23 protein-coding genes are annotated in these 20,780 nt (G+C 59.5%); 19 read left to right on the plus strand and 4 right to left on the minus strand.

Annotated features, from left to right (window positions below):
- Positions 1 to 7: 7 nt before the first annotated feature.
- The 19 genes from rplN (at position 8) to HKD24_RS03410 (ending at position 11,195) form a co-directional block, all read left to right on the plus strand.
- Positions 8 to 376, plus strand: a complete 369-nt coding sequence (rplN, locus tag HKD24_RS03320) for a 50S ribosomal protein L14 (protein WP_011251956.1) — start codon at positions 8 to 10, stop codon at positions 374 to 376.
- Positions 376 to 696 (plus strand): 50S ribosomal protein L24, encoded by a 321-nt coding sequence (rplX, locus tag HKD24_RS03325; protein WP_011251955.1) that lies wholly within the window; start codon positions 376 to 378, stop codon positions 694 to 696. Before rplN ends, rplX begins: the two co-directional genes overlap by 1 nt.
- Positions 697 to 707: 11 nt before the next feature.
- A complete protein-coding gene (rplE, locus tag HKD24_RS03330) occupies positions 708 to 1,271 on the plus strand; it encodes a 50S ribosomal protein L5 (RefSeq protein WP_011251954.1) in 564 nt (187 codons plus the stop codon).
- Between the two features lie 132 nt (positions 1,272 to 1,403).
- Positions 1,404 to 1,709: a 30S ribosomal protein S14 gene (gene rpsN / locus HKD24_RS03335; protein WP_011251953.1), complete on the plus strand. Its 306-nt coding sequence runs from the start codon at positions 1,404 to 1,406 to the stop codon at positions 1,707 to 1,709.
- A gap of 12 nt (positions 1,710 to 1,721) precedes the next feature.
- Entirely contained in the window at positions 1,722 to 2,120 is a 399-nt protein-coding gene (rpsH, locus tag HKD24_RS03340; RefSeq protein WP_011251952.1) for a 30S ribosomal protein S8, read from the plus strand.
- A gap of 10 nt (positions 2,121 to 2,130) precedes the next feature.
- Positions 2,131 to 2,667 (plus strand): 50S ribosomal protein L6, encoded by a 537-nt coding sequence (rplF, locus tag HKD24_RS03345; protein WP_062509657.1) that lies wholly within the window; start codon positions 2,131 to 2,133, stop codon positions 2,665 to 2,667.
- On the plus strand, positions 2,667 to 3,029 hold the full coding sequence (gene rplR / locus HKD24_RS03350; RefSeq protein WP_011251950.1) for a 50S ribosomal protein L18: 363 nt from the start codon (positions 2,667 to 2,669) through the stop codon (positions 3,027 to 3,029). The genes rplF and rplR overlap by 1 nt, the downstream gene beginning before the upstream one ends.
- Before the next feature lie 12 nt (positions 3,030 to 3,041).
- A complete protein-coding gene (gene rpsE, locus HKD24_RS03355; protein ID WP_062509655.1) occupies positions 3,042 to 3,617 on the plus strand; it encodes a 30S ribosomal protein S5 in 576 nt (191 codons plus the stop codon).
- Entirely contained in the window at positions 3,610 to 3,798 is a 189-nt protein-coding gene (gene rpmD / locus HKD24_RS03360; protein ID WP_011251948.1) for a 50S ribosomal protein L30, read from the plus strand. The genes rpsE and rpmD overlap by 8 nt, the downstream gene beginning before the upstream one ends.
- A gap of 1 nt (position 3,799) precedes the next feature.
- Positions 3,800 to 4,288, plus strand: coding sequence for a 50S ribosomal protein L15 (gene rplO / locus HKD24_RS03365; RefSeq protein WP_194259004.1), 489 nt, complete (start codon positions 3,800 to 3,802; stop codon positions 4,286 to 4,288).
- 96 nt (positions 4,289 to 4,384) lie between these two features.
- A complete protein-coding gene (secY, locus tag HKD24_RS03370; protein ID WP_062509651.1) occupies positions 4,385 to 5,758 on the plus strand; it encodes a preprotein translocase subunit SecY in 1,374 nt (457 codons plus the stop codon).
- Entirely contained in the window at positions 5,755 to 6,336 is a 582-nt protein-coding gene (locus tag HKD24_RS03375) for an adenylate kinase (RefSeq protein ID WP_194259005.1), read from the plus strand. Before secY ends, HKD24_RS03375 begins: the two co-directional genes overlap by 4 nt.
- Before the next feature lie 216 nt (positions 6,337 to 6,552).
- Complete coding sequence (gene rpsM / locus HKD24_RS03380; protein WP_011251944.1) at positions 6,553 to 6,930, plus strand: 30S ribosomal protein S13; 378 nt, start codon at positions 6,553 to 6,555, stop codon at positions 6,928 to 6,930.
- Positions 6,931 to 6,987: 57 nt separating this feature from the next.
- Entirely contained in the window at positions 6,988 to 7,380 is a 393-nt protein-coding gene (rpsK, locus tag HKD24_RS03385) for a 30S ribosomal protein S11 (protein ID WP_011251943.1), read from the plus strand.
- Between the two features lie 132 nt (positions 7,381 to 7,512).
- Positions 7,513 to 8,532: a DNA-directed RNA polymerase subunit alpha gene (locus HKD24_RS03390; protein ID WP_011251942.1), complete on the plus strand. Its 1,020-nt coding sequence runs from the start codon at positions 7,513 to 7,515 to the stop codon at positions 8,530 to 8,532.
- A gap of 27 nt (positions 8,533 to 8,559) precedes the next feature.
- Positions 8,560 to 8,982, plus strand: a complete 423-nt coding sequence (gene rplQ, locus HKD24_RS03395; protein ID WP_062502141.1) for a 50S ribosomal protein L17 — start codon at positions 8,560 to 8,562, stop codon at positions 8,980 to 8,982.
- Positions 8,983 to 9,322: 340 nt separating this feature from the next.
- Positions 9,323 to 10,633 carry an MFS transporter gene (locus tag HKD24_RS03400; RefSeq protein ID WP_194259006.1) on the plus strand — a complete coding sequence of 437 codons (1,311 nt, stop codon included), beginning with the start codon at positions 9,323 to 9,325 and terminating at the stop codon, positions 10,631 to 10,633.
- A gap of 105 nt (positions 10,634 to 10,738) precedes the next feature.
- Positions 10,739 to 10,963, plus strand: coding sequence for a hypothetical protein (locus tag HKD24_RS03405; protein ID WP_194259007.1), 225 nt, complete (start codon positions 10,739 to 10,741; stop codon positions 10,961 to 10,963).
- Positions 10,964 to 11,024: 61 nt separating this feature from the next.
- Positions 11,025 to 11,195, plus strand: coding sequence for a DUF1328 domain-containing protein (locus tag HKD24_RS03410; protein ID WP_011251938.1), 171 nt, complete (start codon positions 11,025 to 11,027; stop codon positions 11,193 to 11,195).
- 62 nt (positions 11,196 to 11,257) lie between these two features.
- Here HKD24_RS03410 and HKD24_RS03415 read toward each other — a convergent pair whose 3' ends face one another.
- The 4 genes from HKD24_RS03415 to HKD24_RS03430 are packed head-to-tail and all read right to left on the minus strand — an operon-like array spanning position 11,258 to position 20,660.
- The gene (locus HKD24_RS03415) at positions 11,258 to 12,802 is read right to left on the minus strand and encodes an efflux transporter outer membrane subunit (RefSeq protein ID WP_194259008.1); all 1,545 of its coding nucleotides are present in this window, start codon (positions 12,800 to 12,802) and stop codon (positions 11,258 to 11,260) included.
- The gene (locus HKD24_RS03420) at positions 12,802 to 16,080 is read right to left on the minus strand and encodes an efflux RND transporter permease subunit (protein ID WP_194259009.1); all 3,279 of its coding nucleotides are present in this window, start codon (positions 16,078 to 16,080) and stop codon (positions 12,802 to 12,804) included. The genes HKD24_RS03415 and HKD24_RS03420 overlap by 1 nt, the downstream gene beginning before the upstream one ends.
- On the minus strand, positions 16,077 to 19,277 hold the full coding sequence (locus HKD24_RS03425; RefSeq protein WP_194259010.1) for an efflux RND transporter permease subunit: 3,201 nt from the start codon (positions 19,275 to 19,277) through the stop codon (positions 16,077 to 16,079). The genes HKD24_RS03420 and HKD24_RS03425 overlap by 4 nt, the downstream gene beginning before the upstream one ends.
- A 39-nt stretch (positions 19,278 to 19,316) precedes the next feature.
- Complete coding sequence (locus HKD24_RS03430) at positions 19,317 to 20,660, minus strand: efflux RND transporter periplasmic adaptor subunit (RefSeq protein WP_194259011.1); 1,344 nt, start codon at positions 20,658 to 20,660, stop codon at positions 19,317 to 19,319.
- Positions 20,661 to 20,780 lie beyond the last annotated feature (120 nt).

The raw sequence follows: 20,780 nt of genomic DNA on the forward strand, positions 1-20,780 counted from the left end.
TAGACACATGATTCATCCCGAGACCAACCTGGACGTCGCCGACAATTCCGGCGCACGTCGGGTGCAGTGCATCAAGGTGCTGGGCGGTTCCAAGCGGAAGACCGCCTCGGTCGGCGACGTCATTGTCGTGTCCGTCAAGGAAGCAATTCCCCGCGGCAAGGTGAAGAAGGGTGACGTCCATCAGGCCGTTATCGTTCGCACCTCCTACCCGGTCCGTCGTGCAGATGGCTCCGCCATCCGCTTCGACAAGAATGCTGCCGTTCTGCTGAACAAGCAGCAGGAGCCGATTGGTACGCGTATCTTTGGCCCGGTGGTTCGTGAGCTGCGTGCACGCAAGTTCATGAAGATCATCTCGCTGGCTCCGGAGGTGCTGTAATGGCTGCTCGTATCAAGAAGGGTGACCAGGTTCTGGTCCTCTCCGGCAAGTCCCGTGGCGTTCGTGGCGAAGTTCTCGCCGTGATGCCGAAGGCCGAGAAGGCTGTGGTGCGTGGCGTTGCAGTTGCCAAGCGTCACACGAAGCCCAACCGCATGGGCGGAGAAGGTGGGATCATCGAGCGCGAAATGCCGATCCACCTGTCCAACCTGAAGCTGGTTGATCCGAAGAGCGGCAAGCCGACGCGCGTTGGTTTCCGTATTCTGGAAGACGGTCGCAAGGTTCGCGTTGCCAAGGCAACCGGCGAAGTGATCGAAGGCTGAGGAGCGCAACAATGAGCGAATATAAAAACGCTTTGCCGCGTCTGCACCAGCGCTACGAAGACGTTCTGAAGAAGCAGCTGCGCGAGCAGTTCGGTTACGCCAACGAACTTCAGGTTCCGAAGCTCGAGAAGATCGTGCTGAACATGGGTGTTGGTGAAGCCGCCGGCGACCAGAAGAAGCTTGATGCCGCTGTTGCGGAAATGACCGTCATTTCCGGTCAGAAGCCCGTCAAGACCCTTGCTCGCAAGGCTATTGCCGGCTTCAAGATCCGTGAAGGTCTGCCCATCGGCTGCAAGGTCACGCTCCGTCGTGCCCGCATGTACGAGTTTCTTGACCGTCTGGTGACGATCGCCATGCCGCGTATCCGCGATTTCCGCGGTCTGCCGGCAAACAAGGGCTTTGATGGACATGGCAACTTCGCCATGGGCATCAAGGAACAGATCGTGTTTCCTGAGATCGAATATGACAAGATCGATGCCGTCCGCGGCATGGACATCATTTTCGTGACCAGCGCCAAGTCTGATGCTGAAGCAAAGGCCCTGCTGAAGGCCTTTGATCTGCCGTTCAACGGCTGATCCATAATTTTTCAGACCGATCACGGTTAAAATCAGGATTCGGCCTTCCATTGGAAGGCCGCTTTCCTTTATAGACACGCTGATTGGAAAACCGTCGGGATAGGCCTGACAGGTTCCGGGAGAAAATTCGAGATGGCGAAGGTCTCAGCGGTAAACCGTAATAACCATCGCGCTGCCCTGGTGAAGCGCGACAAGGAAAAGCGGACCGCTCTCAAGAACATCATCAAGGATCGCACTCTGTCGGTTGAAGACCGCTTTGATGCGACCCTCAAGCTGGCCCAGATGCCGCGCAATGGATCCGCCACGCGCGTCCGCCTGCGTTGCAAGCTTTCTGGTCGCCCCCGTGCCAACTATCGCAAGTTCGAGCTGAGCCGTATCGCTCTGCGTGACCTTGCCTCCGCCGGCCAGATTCCTGGCATGGTCAAGTCGAGCTGGTAAAGGGTAGATCGAATGTCTTTGTCTGATCCACTGGGCGATATGCTGACCCGGATCCGCAATGCGCAGCGTGCCCGTCATGCTGTCTGCGTTGCGCCTGCATCCAAGCTGCGCGCAAGCGTTTTGGAAGCTCTGAAGCGTGAGGGCTACATCCGTGGCTTCGCAGCTGAGGAACTCCGCAAGGGTGTTGCACAGCTCCGCATCGAGCTGAAGTATGTAGAAGGCCAGCCGGTCATCAAGGAAATCCATCGCGTTTCCAAGCCCGGCCGTCGCGTCTACTCGAAGATCAAGGAACTTCCGCGCGTTTATGCCGGCCTTGGTGTGTCGATCCTGTCCACCCCGCGTGGCGTCCTGTCGGACGTCGAGGCTCGCGCTGCCAACGTTGGCGGCGAGGTCCTCTGCCGCGTCTTCTAAGGAGGATCGCATGTCTCGCGTAGGTAAATATCCCGTCGAAGTTCCGACTGGCGTGCAGGTGTCCGTTGCTGATGGCGTATTCAAGGCCAAGGGCAAGCTAGGTGAACTGAGCGTTCCGGTATCCCGTCATGTGGAAGTCAAGATCGAAGGCAGCAATGTTTCCGTTGCTCCTGTCGGTCGTCGCTCCCGGGAAAACTGGACCATGTGGGGAACTACCCGCGCTCTGATCGCCAATACGGTCAAGGGCGTGTCGGACGGCTTCACCAAGGGTCTTGAAATTCAGGGTACGGGTTTCCGTGCTGCTGTTCAGGGTTCCAACCTGGTGATGAACCTCGGCTTCTCGCATGATGTTGTCTATCCGATTCCGGAAGGCATCAAGATCACCACTCCGCGTCCGACCGCGATTGTCGTTGAAGGTAACGACAAGCAGCGTGTTGGTCAGGTTGCGCTCGATATTCGCAGCTTCCGCAAGCCTGAGCCTTACAAGGGCAAGGGTGTTCGGTACGACACCGAGGTTCTGCGTCGTAAGGAAGGTAAGAAGAAGTAATGGCATCGCAGCAAGGATTGCAGGAACGTCGCCGTCAGCGGCTGCGCTTCCAGCTTCGTCGCAAGAGCGGCGGCCGGCCGCGTTTGTCGGTCTTCCGTTCCAGCAAGCACATTCACGCCCAGATCATCGACGACGCACAGGGTCGCACGCTTGCCAGCGCTTCCACGCTGGAAAAGACGCTGCGTGACGCTGGCAAGACCGGCGCCGATGTCTCTGCGGCTACGGTTATCGGTAAGCTGATTGCCGAGCGCGGTGTTGCAGCTGGCGTCAAGACCGTCGTGTTCGACCGCGGCTCTTATCTGTATCATGGCCGGGTCAAAGCCCTGGCAGAGGCTGCCCGTGAGGGCGGACTCTCGTTCTAAGGAGGATCACACATGGCACGTGAGCCAAGAGAAGGCGGCCGTGGTGGTCGTGAGCGCGAGCAGGGCGATGATCTGGTCGACAAGCTCGTAACCATCAACCGTGTTGCCAAGGTCGTGAAGGGTGGTCGCCGTTTTGCGTTCGCCGCCCTCGTGGTTGTTGGTGACCAGAAGGGTCGTGTTGGTTACGGTGCGGGCAAGGCCCGTGAAGTTCCCGAAGCGATCCGCAAGGCAACCGAGCGCGCCAAGCGCACGATGATCCGCGTACCGATGAAGGAGGGGCGTACCCTTCATCACGATACGTTCGGTCACTACGGTGCCGGCAAGGTTGTTGTCCGTGCGGCTGAAGCCGGTACGGGTATCATCGCCGGTGGTCCGATGCGTGCGGTGTTCGAAAGCCTCGGCGTCAATGACGTTGTGGCCAAGAGCCTCGGAACGCGTAACCCGCACAACATGATCAAGGCGACATTTGCTGCGCTCGAAAAAGCCAGCAGCCCGCGTCATGTTGCATCCCGTCGCGGCAAGAAGGCTGCTGAACTGTTTGGCAAGCGCGAGCAGAGCCAGACGGAAGCGGAGGTGACAAATGGCTGAGAACGGCAAGACCGTCCAGGTTACGCAGATCGCTTCGGTCATCGGTCGTAAACCGGGCCAGGCCGAGACCATCACCGGTCTTGGTCTGCGTGGAATTGGTTCCACGCGTACGCTGGAGGATACTCCGGCCGTGCGTGGAATGATCCGCAAGGTTGCCCACCTCATCAAGGTGGAGGGTTGAAATGAACCTCAACGAACTGCGTGACAACGAGGGTTCTCGTTATCGCAAGAAGCGTCTTGGACGCGGCATCGGGTCCGGCAAGGGCAAGACGTCGGGTCGTGGCGTCAAGGGTCAGAAGGCTCGTGAGGGCGTGTCCCTCAACGGCTTCGAGGGTGGTCAGCTTCCGCTGTACCGTCGTATGCCGAAGCGTGGCTTCGTGAACATTTTCCGCAAGGAATATGCTCCGGTGAACCTCGGCGCGATCTCCAAGGCGATCGAAAGCGGCAAGCTGGACAAGGCTGCAACCGTCAATGAAGAGTCCCTGCGCAAGGCTGGTCTCGTCAACGGTAGCAAGCTGGCCGGTGTCCGTCTTCTTGCCCATGGTGAACTTTCGCATGGCGTGACCATCGAAGTTGCCGGTGCCTCTGCTGCAGCTCTGGCTGCTGTCGAGAAAGCCGGTGGTACCGTGAAGGTACTCGAAGCCAAGAAGGAAGCTCAGGCTGAGGCCTGAGATTTCTTTCCTGGGTTTTCCCCGGGATAGGGTTAGATAGTGAACAGCGTCCCGTGCTCTTGTGCGGCGACGCTGTTTTCATGAAAGGACAGGTGGATGGCTTCCGCAGCAGAGCAGCTCGCCGCCAATCTCAATATGAGTTCGTTTTCCAAGGCGACCGAACTCAAGAAGCGCATCTGGTTCACCCTTGGTGCGCTGATCGTCTACCGGCTTGGCACGTATATTCCGGTTCCCGGTGTGGATGCGACCGTGATGGGACAGCTTCTGGCCCAGCATCAGGGTGGCATCTTGGGGATGTTCGACATGTTCACGGGTGGTGCGCTAGGGCGTATGACCGTGTTCGCGCTGAACATCATGCCGTATATCAGTGCCTCGATCATCATCCAGCTTCTTTCCACGGCGCTTCCGTCCATGGAAGCCATGAAGAAGGAAGGTGAGGCGGGTCGTAAGAAGCTCAACCAGTATACGCGCTATCTTACGGTCTTCATTGCTCTTTTTCAGGCCTATGGCATCGCTGTCGGGCTTGAGAACATGACGGCGCATGGTGCGAGCGCTGTGGTGGCCCCCGGGATGTTCTTCATTGCATCCTGCGTCGTGACCCTCGTGGGGGGAACGATGTTCCTGATGTGGCTTGGAGAGCAGATCACGTCCCGTGGTGTAGGGAACGGGATTTCCCTCATCATTTTCGCGGGTATCGTTGCAAACCTGCCGCATGCCATGGCCAGTCTTTTCGAACTCGGACGGACAGGGGCGCTGTCGCCTATTTTCGTTGTGATTTTCCTGGTGCTGGCAATCGCGGTCATTGGCTTCATCGTCTTCATGGAGCAGGCGCAGCGCCGTGTCGTGATCCAGTATCCCAAGCGTCAGGTTGGAAACCGCATTTTTGGCGGTGACTCCACCCATATGCCGCTGAAGGTCAATACGGCCGGTGTCATTCCGCCAATCTTTGCATCTTCCGTTCTTCTGATTCCGGTGACCATCTCCGGCTTCATGAACGGGCATTCGATGCCGGGATGGCTTTCGGTTCTGGGCCAGCAGCTGGGGCAGGGACAGCCGCTGTACATGCTGTTCTATGCCGCGATGATCCTGTTCTTCTCCTATTTCTATGCGGCGATCACGTTCAATCCCGAAGAAACGGCTGAAAACCTGCGCAAGCAGGGAGGCTTCATCCCAGGTATCCGTCCAGGTGCGAGTACGGCCACGTATTTCGATAAGATCCTGTCCCGCCTGACAGCAATCGGTGCACTGTATCTTGTTGTGGTCTGCCTCCTGCCGCAGATCCTGATCAGCAAATATAACGTGCCGTTCTATTTTGGTGGCACAAGCCTGATCATCATCGTCTCCGTGACGATTGATACCGTGACGCAGATCCAGTCGCATCTGGTTGCTCACCAGTATTCGGGGCTGATCCGCAAGCAGCGTAGCCGTGGCTCACGTGGCGGCGTACAGGGAGGCATGAAACGTCGATGAACATCATTCTTCTTGGGCCTCCCGGGGCCGGTAAGGGAACTCAGGCCAAGCGGCTTGAGAACCTCTATGGCTTCAAGCAGATTTCGACTGGCGACATGCTGCGTGCAGAGGTTGCGGCGGGATCTGATATCGGAAACGAAGCCAAGGCGATCATGGAGAAGGGGCAGTTTGTTCCTGATCCAATTATCGTCGCCATGATCCAGAACCGGATTGCACAGCCGGACTGCGAGCGGGGCTTCATTCTTGACGGCTTCCCACGGACCGAGAGCCAGGCCGAGGCGCTGGATACCATGCTCTCCCAGCGTGGCCTGACGATCGATGCTGTCATCCTGCTCGACGTCAATGAAGATGAACTTGTTGAACGGATCGCCAGCCGTCGCGGCGAAGACGGAACACGTCGTCCGGATGATAATCCGGATGTGGTCCGTGCCCGTCTGGATGTCTATCGCAAGCAGACCGCGCCGATCCTTCCCTATTATGAGAAGGCCGGACGTCTGCTGCATGTCGATGGCATGAAAGACGTTGAGAGCGTTGGCAAAGAGATCGACGCCATCGTTGCGGCAGCAAAGAAACACTGAGTATTCTGATAGAATCACGAAAAAGTGATCTCTATCATTTGACTCAGGTAGGGTGGGCAGTATATTGCGCGCCCTCGACACAGGTGCAGTCAGACCGTGTATGCGCCTGCCGGAATCGGCAGGTGACAGGTCCGGCTGCGACATAATCGACCTGGCCACGGCCGGGCATGTAACAGTCTGGTGCGGTCCTGAGCCGCGCCAATGGGAGTAACAGGCGTGGCACGTATTGCCGGCGTAAACATTCCGACCAACAAGCGGGTCGTCATTGCCCTGCGTTATGTCTACGGCATCGGCCCGTCGACGGCGCAGTCCATCTGCAACAAGCTCGAAATCCCCGATGCCAAGCGCGTCAACGAGCTGTCTGACGATGAAATCGTGAAGATCCGCGAGCTGATCGATTCCGAACTGCGCGTTGAAGGCGACCTCCGTCGCGAAACCGCAATGAACATCAAGCGTCTGATGGACCTCGGTTGCTACCGTGGCCTTCGTCACCGTCGTGGCCTGCCGGTCCGCGGTCAGCGCACGCACACGAATGCCCGTACCCGCAAGGGCAAGGCCGTGGCGATTGCTGGCAAGAAGAAGGTCACGCGCTAATCCGCGCCTGACATCTTCATCGACGTTTTTCGTTAAACTTTTAGGACGACCTCTCTCATGGCCAAGGCCGCTGCTCCGCGTATCCGTAAAAAGGAACGCAAGAATATCATTTCCGGTGTTGCTCACGTGCTTTCCACGTTCAACAACACCATGATCACCATTTCTGACGCACAGGGCAACGCGATTGCCTGGTCGTCGTCGGGTGCGCAGGGGTTCAAAGGCTCCCGTAAGTCCACGCCGTATGCTGCTCAGGTCGCTGCAGAAGATGCCGGCCGCAAGGCACGCGAGCATGGCATGGAAACGCTTGAGATCGAGGTCTCCGGTCCGGGTTCGGGGCGTGAAAGCGCTCTCCGTGCCCTTCAGGCCGTAGGGTTCAACATTACGTCCATCCGCGACATGACGCCCGTGCCGCACAATGGCTGCCGTCCCCGGAAGCGTCGTCGCGTCTGAGTGATGCTTTGCTGCGTATCGTGCGCGATACGCAGCATCTGTAAGTGATTGCATCTTTTGCCGCACCTCTGGTGCGGGCCCAGGTGCCGCCAATTTCCCTTGGCGTGCTTCGTTGTTTGAAAGGCCACGACCTTGGTTCTCCAGAAAAACTGGCAGTCCCTCATCAAGCCGGAGAAGCTTGAAGTCGAGCCCGGACCGGTTGCCTCGCGCATCGCCACTGTCGTGGCCGAGCCTCTGGAACGCGGCTTCGGCATGACGCTCGGTAACGCACTGCGTCGTATTCTCCTGTCGTCGCTGCAGGGCGCTGCCGTGACCGCCATCCAGATCGATGGCGTGCTGCATGAGTTCTCCGCTGTGCCGGGTGTTCGCGAAGACGTCACGGACATTGTCCTGAACGTCAAGCAGCTCGCCCTGCGTATGCATGGTGAAGGCCCGAAGCGCATGATCCTGACGGCCACGGGCCCGGGTGAAGTGACGGCTGGCCAGATCCAGGCGGGTCATGACATCGAGATCATGAATCCCGATCTCGTGATCTGCACGCTCGATGACGGCGTGAAGCTCGGCATGGAATTCACTGTCAATATGGGCAAGGGCTATGTTGCAGCAGCAGCAAACCGTCCGGAAGATGCCCCGATTGGCCTGATTCCCATCGATGCGATCTACTCGCCGGTGCGCCGCGTGTCCTACAAGATCGAGCAGACGCGTGTCGGTCAGGTCACTGACTATGACAAGCTGCTTCTGACGGTCGAGACCAATGGTGCGGTGACGCCCGAAGACAGCCTGGCTCTTGCAGCCCGGATTCTTCAGGATCAGCTGCAGCTGTTCATCAACTTCGATGAGCCGCGTCCGGTCCAGCATGAAGAGCCGCAGGATGACCTGCCGTTCAACCGCAATCTTCTCCGCAAGGTTGACGAGCTCGAGCTGTCGGTGCGTAGCGCCAACTGCCTCAAGAACGACAACATTGTCTATATCGGCGATCTGGTGCAGAAGTCCGAACAGGAAATGCTCCGTACGCCCAATTTCGGGCGCAAGTCGCTCAACGAGATCAAGGAAGTTCTCACCGGTATGGGGCTGTCGCTCGGCATGAGCGTCCCGGCCTGGCCGCCCGAGAACATCGAGGATCTGGCCAAGCGTCTCGACGAGACGTTCTGAGAACTTTCAAGGTAAGGAAAACTAGCAATGCGTCATGGTGTGAGCGGGCGTAAGCTCAACGTCACCTCTTCTCACCGCGCTGCCATGTTCCGCAACATGGCCGTGGCTCTCATCAAGCACGAGCAGATCACGACGACGCTGCCGAAGGCGAAGGAACTTCGCCCGGTCGTCGAAAAGCTGATCACGCTCGGCAAGCGCGGCGACCTGCACGCTCGTCGTCAGGCTTTCGCCCAGCTGCGTGACGACGCTGTCGTGACCAAGCTGTTCTCGGCTGTTGCCGAGCGCTACAAGGGACGTGCCGGTGGCTACTCCCGCGTCCTGAAGGCTGGCGTTCGTTATGGCGACAATGCCGATATGGCCGTGATCGAGCTGGTCGATCGTGATGTTTCTGCCAAGGGCCAGGACAGCGGACCGAAGCAGAACGTTGCAGAAGAGCAGGAAGCCGCCTGAGGCTCCTGTTTTTCAGGAATTCGGAAGAGGCCGGGGCAGGAATGCTCCGGCCTTTTTTGATTCGTGGTTTCTTTGCCACGATGTTGTGTGGTATGCACTCATCACTCTTTGCAGAATCTTTCCTGTCTCCATCCGGAGACAGCCTGAATGTCCGCTCTTTCTTCAGGAGCGGTTCGTACCCTTTTGGAGAACGTTCCTTCGTTCTCCGCGTTGGGTCTGCACAATTCTGAGAAACAGGTCCGAGCACTCTCGTAGGGCCTGCCACGACGCATCGAATATGTATCCCGGCAATGAGGCCTGGATGGGTTCGTGATGCGTCCAGCGTTTGGAGAGCGTTATAATGTCCGAATCTTCCCCCCCCAAGCACGGGCTTGCGGAAACCCTTGGGATACCCAGAGCCCTGTTCTGGGCATTTGTGGGGCAGCTCCTGTTCATGGTCGGCGATGGTGTGGAGGCAGGGTATCTCGATACCTACATGCTTCATCACGGCCACACGCAGGGTTTCGTGAACGAAATGTTCACGTTCTACGGTATCACCGTGATGATCGCCGCCTGGTTCTCCGGTCCCCTGTCGGATCTCATGGGACCGAAGAAAGTCATGTGGCTTGGTCTCATTCTGTGGTCCATTCTTGAAGTAGGCTTCCTGTCCCTGGGTCTTGGACCCAACAGCGGACCGATGATCCTGCTTTTCTATACGCTTCGCGGTTTTGCCTATCCGCTCTTTGCGTATGGCTTCCTTGTCTGGATCGCCGCCGCCACGCCGACCGCCATGCTGGGTTCGGCTGCCGGCTGGTTCTGGTTCTCCTTTTCCGCAGGTCTGCCGACGCTTGGCTCGCAGTTCGCCCGTTTTGCCATTCCGCAGATCGGCGAACTCCGGACCTTCTGGTGCTCGCTTGGACTGGTGATCATCGGTGGCCTTGTCGCCCTGCTGTTCACGCATGAGCCGACTGGCAAGAAGCGTCTTCTGCCAGACCATGTTCCGACCAAGGACATTTTCTTCGGGTCCATGAGCATCATGTGGCGTGAGCCCAAGACGCTGATTGCCGGTATCGTCCGTGTGATCGACACGTCTTCGGAATATGCGTTCCTGGCGATCATGCCGGCATTCTTCGTCGACCATCTCGGGTTTTCCCTTGGCCAGTGGCTGAACCTGCTGTCGCTCATCTTCCTGAGCAACATCCTGTTCAACCTTGTCTCTGGTATGGTTGCCGACAGCCTCGGGCACCGGTTCGTCGTTGCTGTGTTTGGTGGTATCGGTGGCTTTATCGCCATTCCGCTGTTCTATTATGTGCCGCTGTGGTTCCCCGGAAACTTCTGGGCCGTGGCCGCCGCAGGCATCTTTTATGGCGCGACCGTGGCAGCATTCGTTCCGCTGTCCGGCCTGATGCCGCAGATCTGCCCGCGTGAGAAAGCTGCTGCACTGTCTATTCTGGGTCTGGGTGCTGGTGCATCCACCTGGGTTGGTCCGGCAGTCGTAGCTGGTTGTGAAGCCGTCTTCGGTCCGGGCATGCAGTATGTGATCTGGACCTTTGCCGTGATCTATCTGGCTTCTGCCGGCATGACGATGGCTCTGACCATTTCGCCGGAAGCACGTCGCTACAGCGAAGAAGCTGCAGCACGGGGCGAAAGCGGTCCTGTGGTCGGTCACTGATCCAGAGCATCGCATCATCGCTCTGAGGATGTAAAAGGAAGGGGCAGTCCGGCATCGGGCTGCCCCTTCCTGCGTTTGGGACCTGTCATATCAAGGAGAAGACCTATGGACGCCGATCTGGAGCGTTATCTCGAAGCCGGTGTAGGCCGGGTGCAGGACGAACCTGCCTGCTGTTTTTCGAAATGTGAGTTTGGAGAAAAAATTTCTGGTGCGGCAAGAGAAACGGGAGCACTTGTCAGCGATCTGATGGTGGATCAGCCGCTCCTGTGGCTTCTGGTTTCGTTTTTCCTTGGTCTCTTGCTGGGAAAGCGACTTTTTCGAGGAAATTAAACTTCTGCAGGTTGCTCACGTTACGACATGACCACGAACTCTTGGGCGAGGAGCCTGCGTCATGCTGCACTATGCGATTGTTTTCTTTATCATTTCCATCATTGCCGGTGTTTTCGGCTTCTCTGGTATTTCAGCCGCGACCGCAGGCATCGCCAAGCTGTTCTTCATCGTCTTCCTCGTGCTGGCCGTGCTTGCCATTCTCGCAGGTGTTGCGGGGCTGCACGCTCTCTGAGGGCATGACGCAGGGTTGATGTGAAAAGGGCGGGTGCCAATGGCCCCGCCCTTTTTTGTTGTTCAGTTCCCGTTCTTGTCCCTCTGGATGAAGGAGGGGAGGAAAGGGTTGTCCGTCTGGAGCGAGCCTTTGCTGGGAAGCTGCTGGGTGGTCCAGCCGCCGCCCAGATCCGTGATGAGTTTGACCTCGGCCAGGAACTGCTGCTGGCGTACGCTGAGCTGCGTTTCCTGATACTGTAGGGCGTTCTGCTCGGCAGTGATGACCGTGGTGTAGATCTGGGTTCCGGCAAGATACTCGTTCATCGAGACCTGAACCGCTTCCTCTGCAGATTTTACCGCCGCGTTCTGCAGAGCCAGCTGCTGATCGAGATAATGCAGCCCCGACATCTGGTCTTCGGTATCCTGAAGTGCGGCCAGAACGGTCTGGCGGTAGGTAGCAACGGCATTGTCGTAATCTGCTTCGGCACTGCGGACAGCGGCGGAACGTGAGCCCCCTTCGAAAATGGTTTCCGTTGCCGCAGCACCGAGGCTCCATGTCCGCGTTGCCGTCTGGATCAGCTGCTGGAGCGGATTGCCGCTATAGCCATAGGATGCGGAGAGGGTGACCTGCGGGAAGAAAGCACCGATTTCGTAACCGATCTCTGCGTTATAGGCTTCCATGTTGCGTTCGGCCTGCGCCACATCCGGCCTGCGTTCCAGCAGCATGGAGGGTACGGCGACAGGTGCGGCCGGGATCGTCGCGGGGAGCGGCGAGGGGGGTAGCGTAAGTTCTGCCGGTGCGCGGCCTGTCAGCATTGCAATGGCATGTTCGTATTCCGCCCGCGCGATATGAGCGTTTGCCAGATTGGCCTGCGTGGACTGCAGCAGATAACGGGCCTGCAGAACGCTTGTCGGATCCGCAACGCCGGCATCAAGCTGGTTCTGGAGAATTTCCAGATTGTGGCGATACAGATCCACATTGCGGGCATAGAGCGCAATCAGACTGTCCTGATAGCGCAGATCAAAATAGTCCTGAGCCAGCTGAAGCTGATAGGACAGGCGCATATTCGCAACGAGCGCTGCATCCGCCTGTGTTGCGGCGACCTGTTCCTGGACCTGACGACGGATCATGCCCCAGACGTCCACGGTCCAGCTTGCGGACGGCCCGGTTGTCCAGGTGTTCGTGGTGTAGGACTGCGTGGAGGTGTAGGTGAAGCCGCCACTCGTGTTCTGGGCGCTGCTGCCCTGCGCATACCGGTTGAAGCTGAACTTGCCGCTGAGGGTCGGGAAAAGCTGGGCACGGATCGAATCAATCGTCGCGGCAGCCTTGCGGTACTGCGCCTCGTATTCCTTCAGGCTCTGGTTGGACTTGGCAACACGCTCTTCAAGATCGTTCAGAACGGGGTCATTAAAGACCGTCCACCAGTCACCCTTGGGCATTTTTGCAAGGTCCGGCGCGGCCATTTGCCAACCCGGCGGTGGCGGGGCTTCCTTGAATTTCTCAGAGATGATGGCCTTCGGGCGATGATAATTCGGCCCGACCATGCCGCCGATGCAGCCGCTCAGGAAAGGCAGGGTTGCTGCCCCCAGCAGGGAATTGCGCAGGGTAGACTTACGGAGGGCGGTCATCAGGACTGTGTTTCCCGGGATGAAAGATGGAAGAAGGAGGCGAGATGGGCCCGCAGACGGCCCATGGCGCGCCCGAACCGGTCGAGATACAGGAAAATGACGGGGGTGCTGTAGAGCGTCAGAAGCTGGCTGACCACGAGGCCGCCAAGGATGGCAATGCCGAGCGGACGCCGCAGCTCACAGCCGTAACCATTGCCGATGATCAGCGGCACGGCACCAAAAGCCGCGGCCAGCGAGGTCATGAGAATCGGACGGAAACGCAGATGGCTGGCCTGGCGGATGGCATCCATGGCCGACATCCCCTCGCGCTGTGCCACCAGGGCGAAGTCGATCAGCATGATGGCGTTTTTCTTGACGATGCCGATCAGCAGAATGACACCGATCATCGCCATCAGCGAAAACTCTTCCCCGCAGATCTGAAGCGCAAGAATGGCGCCCACGCCTGCGGAAGGTAGGGTCGAGAGGATCGTCAGGGGATGGATCAGGCTCTCATACAGAATGCCGAGAACAATATAGACCGCGGCCAGAGCAGCTAGGATCAGCAGGATCTCGCTGCTGGCCGATTGCTGGAAGGCGGCCGCATTGCCGGCAAACCCGCCGTGAATGTCCGAGGGTACATGAAGCTTGACCATGGCTGACTGAACGGCATCAACGGCCGGCCCGAGCGAGACGCCCGGCGCCAGATTGAAGGAAATGGTTGTAGCGACGAACTGTCCCTGATGGCTGACCGTCAGCGCCGTATTCGTGTTGCGCTGGCGCGAGACAACGGAGAGCGGAACCATCGTGGCCGCGCTTGTCGCAACAGCCGAACCGCTCGAAGCCGACTTGCCGCCGGCAAGCGCATTGGCGACCGAGTTCTGGTAGGAGATTTCACTCTGGGACAGGGTGGTGGCCGTGGTCGCCGCTTTGACACGGATGTTGTTGGAGGCTGTGCCGCCTGCTGCTGTCCCGCCGGAAATGCTGACCCACATCTGCTCCAGCATCGACGGGTCCTGCCAGTAGCGCGGGGCCGCTTCCATGACGACGCGGTACTGGTTGAGATTGCCGTAGATGATGGAAGCGGCGCGCTGGCCGAAGGCATCATAGAGCGTGTTGGAGATCAGCTGCGGCGTGACGGAATAGCGCGCTTCCGTATCGCGGTTGATGGCGATGTTGATGCCCTGTCCGCCCTGTTCCACGTTCGAGGTCACGTCCATGAGCTGCGGCAGTTTCGAGAGCGCGGCCACGATCTTGGGCGTCCATTCGAACAGATCTTCGGCGGATGCACCTTCCAGCGAATACTGGTAGGCGCCATCGCCGGAGCGCGCGCCCGTCCGCACGCTGCCCGGTGCCATCAGGCGCAACTGGGCGCCGGGGGTATGGGAGAACTTGCGGGTCAGGCGCTGGATGGTGGTGGCGAGATCGTCCGTCCGTTCGGATTTGGGTTTGAGAGCCACAAAAACGTTGGCAGAGTTTGCCGAACGCCCGCCCACGCCACCCATGACGCCAACGACGTCGCGGTCGGATGCGATGACCTTCATGGCCTTGACCACGATTTTCTGCAGCGCCTGAAAGGAGATCGACTGGTCAGCGACTATGCGGCCCATGATCTGCCCGGTGTCCTCGGACGGGAAAAAGCCCTTGGGCATTTTCACGAACAACACGCCCGCGAGTACCAGAGTAGCGGGCAGGGACAATGCAATCAGGAACTGATGACCCAGCGCCCAGTCCAGCGATCTGCCATAGCCTGTCGTGGTGGCATTGATCATGCGCTCACAGAACCGGCCAACCTTTTTCCAGAAACCGGGCCCGTTATCGTCCGAATGGGTCAGGAGCTGGGCGCTGATCATGGGCGTCAGCGTCAGGGACAGCACCAGGGAGATGCAGAGCGTGATGACCATGGTCATCGCGAACTCGTGGAACAGACGACCGGCAATGCCACCCATGAGCATGATCGGGGCGAAAACGACGATCAGCGAGACAGTGATCGAAATGACGGTGAAAGCGACCTCGGTCGTGCCCTTGATGGCGGCTTCCTGCCGCCCGTAACTCATCTCCATGTAGCGGGCGATGTTTTCCAGCACCACGATGGCATCATCGACCACGAAGCCCGTGGAGATGGTCAGGGCCATCAGCGACATGTTGTCGAGCTGGTATCCCATCAGCGACATGACGCCGAACGTGCCGATGATCGAGACCGGCACCACGATCGCCGGTACCATGATCGCCGACAGGCTGCGCAGGAATAGCAGGACGACTGCCACCACGAGGACGACCGCGATGATGAGCGTCTGTTTCGTGTCGTCCAGCGAGGCCCGGATCGTCTTGGAACGGTCGATCAGGATCGAGATGTTCGTGTTGCCGGGCAGGGCGGACTGCAGCACGGGCAGGCGGGTGCGGATCCCGTCGATCGTCTTGATGACGTTGGCGCCGCCCTGCGTGAACACGGTGCAGATAATGGCAGCCTGACCGTTGAGATAGCCAGCCTGACGCAGATCCTCGACGCCGTCATTGACCTCCGCAACATCCGTGAGACGGACGGGCTGGCTGTCGCGATAGGCAATGATCAGGTCGCGGTATTCCTCCGCTTTCGTGGCCTGATCGTTGGTGGAGAGCATCATGCGCGCGCCATTGGCGTCCACAAAGCCCTTGGGCGTATGCGCATTGGCGGACGCCAGGGCAGCGCGGAGATCCTCGAACCCGATCCCGTAACGGAACAGCCGCAGCGGATTGATCTCGACCCGCACAGCCGGCAGCGAGGCTCCACGGATGTCCACATTCCCCACGCCTTCGATCTGGCTGAGCTGCGGGATGAGGATATTGCTGGCGAAATCGTAGAGTTCCTGCGGCGTCCGGGTGCTGGAGGTCAGCGTCAGCGCAAGAACGGGCGGGCCGTTCGAGTTCGCCTTCATATAGGTCGGGTTGCTGCGCAGGGTCGTGGGCAGATCCTGCCGCGCGCCTTGCAGCGCCGCTTCCACGTCACGCGCCGCGCCATTGATGTCTCGCGACAGATCGAACTGCAGTGTGATGCGCGTCTGGTTGACCGTGGATTCCGACGTCATCTCGGTCACGCCGGAAATCGCGCCGAGATGCCGCTCCAGAGGTCCGGCAATCGTACTCGCGATTTCGGACGGGGAGCCGCCGGGCTGGTTCGCGGTCACCATGATGACCGGGAAATCCACGTTCGGCAGATCGGCGACCGGAAGGGCGAAATACCCCATGATGCCGCCGATCACGAGGGCCACGGCCATCAGCGTCGTGCCAACGGGCCTCAGAACGAAGAGGCGGACCAGATTCACGGAGCGCCTGTCTGGGGGTTGGAGGGCTGGTTCGGCGAAGGGGGGCTGCTGCGGCGATGGCGCTTGATGAAGGCACGGCTCCGCGTGCCGAGTTCATCCATGAACAGATAGATGACCGGCGTGGTGAACAGGGTCAGAAGCTGCGACATCATCAGACCGAAAACGATGGCCACACCCAGCGGACGACGCAGTTCGGAGCCGACACCCGTGCCAAGCAGCAGGGGCAGGGCGCCGAACAGGGCGGCCAGCGTGGTCATCAGGATCGGACGGAAACGGAGCATGGCCGCGCGCTTGATGGATTCAAGGGGCGTATGGCCTTCCAGACGTTCGGCTTCGAGTGCGAAGTCGATCATCATGATGGCGTTCTTCTTCACGATACCGATCAGCAGCACGATGCCGATGATGCCCATGATGTCGAGATCCATCCCGAACAGATAGAGCCCGATCAGTGCACCAATGGCAGCCGAAGGCAGGGTGGAGAGGATCGTGATCGGATGGACGTAGCTCTCATAGAGAATGCCCAGCACGATATAGACCGCGATCACGGCCGCCATGACCAGCCAGACTTCGTTGGACAGCGACGAGCGGAAGGCCGCGGCCGTGCCCTGGAAGGCGGTCTGGAACTCGGGCGGCAGGCCGATCTGCTTTTCCACGCGCTCAATGGCGTTGGTCGCGGTGCCCAGCGAATAGCCATTGGCCACGTTGAACGAGACGGTCGTAGCCGGAAACTGTCCGTAATGACTGATCAGCAGCGGGGAGAGCGCATGGGTGATCGTCGTCACCTGTGACAGCGGCACGAGGCCGGATGTCGGCTGGCGCGTCGGACCCGATGTGCTGCTACCGGCTTCGGACGAGATGCCCGGCAGGTAAAGCTGACTCAGGGAGGTCAGATCGGTCTGGAGCTTCGGATCGGCTTCCAGAATGACGCGGTACTGGTTGGACTGCGTGTAAATCGTGGTGATCTGGCGCTGGCCGTAGCTGTCATACAGAAGATTGTCGATCGTCTGCGGCGTGATGGAGTACCGCGCGCCTGTCGGACGGTCGAGCGAGAGCTGCGCGACCAGTCCCTCGGCCTGAAGATCGGACGTCACATCCGTCAGGGACGGTTCCTTGCGCAGCGCATCCACGAATTTCGGCACCCAGGTCTTAAAGGTGTCGTAATCCGGGTTTTCCAGCATGAACTGGTACTGCGTGGCGGAAATCGAGGAATCCAGCGATAGATCCTGGATCGGCTGGACATAGAGTTCGGCGCCGATCACCTGCTGCCCGACGGAAGAGAGGCGGCGCAGGATCGTCTGAAGGTCGCTCGTCCGCTGTTCACGCGGCTTGAGGTTGATCAGGAAGCGGCCGACATTCAGCGTCATGTTCTGGCCGTCGATCCCAACAAAGGACGAGATGCTGGCGACGTCCGGATCCTTGAGGATTACGTCTCCAAGGGCGGCCTGACGCTCCTTCATGCCTTCAAACGAAATGGCTTGCGACATCACGGAGATGCCCTGGATGACACCGGTATCCTGTGTCGGGAAGAAGCCCTTGGGAATGGTCCAGGCCAGCACACCGGTCAGAACGATCGTCCCCAGCGTGACGAGCAGGGTGGTAACACGGAAGCGCAGCACGACGTCGAGCCAGCGGCCATAGCCTGCGATCAGTGCATTGATGCCGCGTTCGGTGCTGTTGGACAGACGGCTCCAGAGCGTGTTCTTTGTGGACGGCGCATGCGTATCTGAGAGCAGGCGCGCGCACATCATCGGCACCAGCGTCAGGGCGACGACGGCGGAAATGATGATCGTGATGGAGAGCGTCATTGCGAATTCATGGAAAAGACGCCCGACGACATCCTTCATGAATAGCAGCGGGATCAGCACGGCGATCAGCGAGACCGTCAGCGAGATGATGGTGAAGCCGATTTCACCCGCACCCTTGAGTGCTGCGGTATAGCGGTCCTCGCCGGCCTCGACATAACGCGCGATGTTCTCGATCACCACGATGGCGTCATCGACCACGAAGCCGGTCGCAATGGTCAGGGACATCAGCGAGAGATTGTCGAGCGAGAAGCCCAGCAGATACATCGCCGCCAGCGTGCCGATCAGCGACAGCGGGACGGAGAGGCTGGGAATGATCGTCGCCGGAACATTCCGCAGGAACACGAAGATCACGCCCACGACCAGCAGCATGGCCAGCGCGAGTTCGTATTCGACGTCATTGACCGAGGCGCGGATCGTTGTGGTCCGGTCGGTTAGCGGCGTGACGTCAATGCCGGGCGGCAGGTCGAGCTTGAGCTGCGGCAGGACGCGCAGCACGTTGTCCACGACGCCGATGACATTCGCGCCGGGCTGGCGCTGCACGTTCAGGATCAGCGCAGGCGTGCGGTTGGCCCAGGCGGCGAGCTGTGCGTTTTCTGCGCCTTCGACGACGGTCGCAATGTCGCGTACGCGGATCGGACCGTTGTTCTGATACGCGATCACCTGGTTCATGAGCTGTTCGACGGACTGGATCTGACCGTCGATGCGCAGGGAGGTGGAGCGCTTGGGGCCGTCGAATGTACCGGTCGGCGAATTGACGTTCACCGTGCTGATGATGGTGCGCAGGGTGTCGATCGCGATGCCGTACGAGGTCAGCTTCGGAATGTTGACCTGGATCCGGTAGGCTTTGCGGTTGCCACCCGACAGGGTGACGAGGCCGACGCCGGAAATCTGGCTGATCTTCTGTTCAAGACGCGTGTTGACGTAGTCCTCGACTTCCGGAAGCGGCAGCGTCTTGGACGTGATGCCGAGCGTCAGGACGGGTGTGTCCGCCGGATTGACCTTTGCATAGATCGGGGGCGCGGGCAGATCACTGGGGAGCAGGGAGGTGGCGTTGTTGATCGCCGCCTGGACTTCCTGCTCGGCCACGTCCATCGACATGTCGAGCCCGAAGCGCAGGGTCACGACCGAGGCACCGCCCGAGGACTGGGACGTCATCTGATCCAGCCCCGCCATCTGGCCAAGCTGGGTTTCCAGAGGCGCTGTGACGGACGTGCTCATGACGTCCGGCCCGGCGCCCGGATAGAAGGTCGAGACCGTGATCGTCGGATATTCGACCTGCGGCAGGGCTGACACGGCCAGGAAGTGATAACCGAGCAGGCCGCTCAGCAGGATGGCGAACATCAGAAGGCTGGTGGCAACCGGGCGCTCGATGAACAGGCGGGACGGATTCACGGTCTTGCTGTTCCCTAATTTTACTGTTCTGGTCGGCGATCAGTGATTGCCGGTATCGGCGGGCGAGGACGGGTCGTTCTGCTGCTGCGGTGCGTCGGAGCTCTGCTGTCCGTTACGGTGACGGCGGTGCTGGCCAGCCGTCTGCTGTTCGGCTTCCGTATTCTGTTTCGCGGTCGAAGACGTATCGGGGATCGAGACTTTCTGACCCGGACGCAGATGGCTGACGCCGTCAGTCACGACGCGGTCGCCTTCGCTCAGACCCTTCTGGATTACGGCATTCGTGCTGTCGGTCGTGCCCACGGTGACGGGCACGGTTTCCACGGTCATGTCAGACTTGACGCGATAGACAAAGCGTCCGTCCGGACCGGTCTGCAGGGCATTGCCGGGAATGAGCAGCGCGTTGTGCAGTGTGGTGACCAGAAGATGCGGGTTGACGAACTGGTTCGGGAAGAGGTGTTCGTCCTCGTTCGCGAAAATGCCACGCATCCGGACCGTTCCGGTTGAAGTATCAATCTGGCTGTCCAGCGCCTTGACGGTGCCGGTGGCGAGTTTCTGGGTATTGTCGCTGTTCCAGGCCTCGACGGTCAGTTCGCCGGCTTCACGCAGATGGGTTGCGACTTCGCCAAGCTGGTTCTGCGGGACCGTGAAGATCACGGAAATCGGCTGCATCTGCGTGAGGACCGTCAAACCACCGGACTGGCCAGCAGTGACATAGTTGCCAACGTCGAGCGCACGGATACCGACACGGCCTTCGACCGGCGCGGTGATGTGGCAGTACATCACGTTCAGTTCGGCATTGCGCACATTGGCGCGGTCGAACTCGACCTGACCTTCAAGCTGCTGCACCGTGAATTCCTGGTCACGCGCGGTCATGGCCGAGGTGGAGTTCTGCTTGATCAGGCGCTGGTAACGGGCATTGTCCACGCGGGCCTTTTCAAGCTGCGCGATATCGGCCGCGAGCGTACCACGATATTGGGCGAGCGTGGCCTCATAAGGCCGCGGATCGATCAGTTCGAGCTCGTCACCCTTATGAACGTGCTGGCCTTCCTGATAATAGACAGCGGCGATATGGCCGTTCACGCGCGGCGTGATCGTTACGTTGGTGACAGGAACGACCGTACCGATTTCCTGGAAAATGACGGGCATGTCGCCGGTATGGGCAGTGGCGACGGCGACGGGCTGGACGCTGCCATCGGCTGCCGCACCACGACCGTGCTTGTGCGTTGTCCCGTGTGGGCGGAAGATCGCGAACAGGATCAGAAGAGCGACCAGAAGAACAACGGCCCACAGGATCCAGCGACGGCGGGACCGTGCGCGGGGCGGGGCGGACTGGGTGGTGCTGTTCGTAAGGCGGTCGCTGGAGCCGGCCGTCTGCTGATCCATGGTTGTTCTGTCTTTCCCGTATACCAGAGCGCGTGGCTCTCAGGCGGCAATGCTGTATGTTTCCATACCTATAAGGCAGGAGACCCGGGTCGGCCATGACGGGACCTTAAATCCTGTTCA

The organism is Gluconobacter vitians (assembly GCF_015244565.1).
GTDB lineage: Bacteria > Pseudomonadota > Alphaproteobacteria > Acetobacterales > Acetobacteraceae > Gluconobacter > Gluconobacter vitians.

Bases quoted from the DNA above. Each gene is read 5' to 3' on its own strand.
- rplN (WP_011251956.1), top strand. From the start codon at position 8: ATGATTCATCCCGAGACCAACCTGGACGTCGCCGACAATTCCGGCGCA.
- rplX (WP_011251955.1), top strand. From the start codon at position 376: ATGGCTGCTCGTATCAAGAAGGGTGACCAGGTTCTGGTCCTCTCCGGC.
- rplE (WP_011251954.1), top strand. From the start codon at position 708: ATGAGCGAATATAAAAACGCTTTGCCGCGTCTGCACCAGCGCTACGAA.
- rpsN (WP_011251953.1), top strand. From the start codon at position 1,404: ATGGCGAAGGTCTCAGCGGTAAACCGTAATAACCATCGCGCTGCCCTG.
- rpsH (WP_011251952.1), top strand. From the start codon at position 1,722: ATGTCTTTGTCTGATCCACTGGGCGATATGCTGACCCGGATCCGCAAT.
- rplF (WP_062509657.1), top strand. From the start codon at position 2,131: ATGTCTCGCGTAGGTAAATATCCCGTCGAAGTTCCGACTGGCGTGCAG.
- rplR (WP_011251950.1), top strand. From the start codon at position 2,667: ATGGCATCGCAGCAAGGATTGCAGGAACGTCGCCGTCAGCGGCTGCGC.
- rpsE (WP_062509655.1), top strand. From the start codon at position 3,042: ATGGCACGTGAGCCAAGAGAAGGCGGCCGTGGTGGTCGTGAGCGCGAG.
- rpmD (WP_011251948.1), top strand. From the start codon at position 3,610: ATGGCTGAGAACGGCAAGACCGTCCAGGTTACGCAGATCGCTTCGGTC.
- rplO (WP_194259004.1), top strand. From the start codon at position 3,800: ATGAACCTCAACGAACTGCGTGACAACGAGGGTTCTCGTTATCGCAAG.
- secY (WP_062509651.1), top strand. From the start codon at position 4,385: ATGGCTTCCGCAGCAGAGCAGCTCGCCGCCAATCTCAATATGAGTTCG.
- HKD24_RS03375 (WP_194259005.1), top strand. From the start codon at position 5,755: ATGAACATCATTCTTCTTGGGCCTCCCGGGGCCGGTAAGGGAACTCAG.
- rpsK (WP_011251943.1), top strand. From the start codon at position 6,988: ATGGCCAAGGCCGCTGCTCCGCGTATCCGTAAAAAGGAACGCAAGAAT.
- rplQ (WP_062502141.1), top strand. From the start codon at position 8,560: ATGCGTCATGGTGTGAGCGGGCGTAAGCTCAACGTCACCTCTTCTCAC.
- HKD24_RS03400 (WP_194259006.1), top strand. From the start codon at position 9,323: ATGTCCGAATCTTCCCCCCCCAAGCACGGGCTTGCGGAAACCCTTGGG.
- HKD24_RS03405 (WP_194259007.1), top strand. From the start codon at position 10,739: ATGGACGCCGATCTGGAGCGTTATCTCGAAGCCGGTGTAGGCCGGGTG.
- HKD24_RS03410 (WP_011251938.1), top strand. From the start codon at position 11,025: ATGCTGCACTATGCGATTGTTTTCTTTATCATTTCCATCATTGCCGGT.
- HKD24_RS03415 (WP_194259008.1), bottom strand. From the start codon at position 12,802: ATGACCGCCCTCCGTAAGTCTACCCTGCGCAATTCCCTGCTGGGGGCA.
- HKD24_RS03430 (WP_194259011.1), bottom strand. From the start codon at position 20,660: ATGGATCAGCAGACGGCCGGCTCCAGCGACCGCCTTACGAACAGCACC.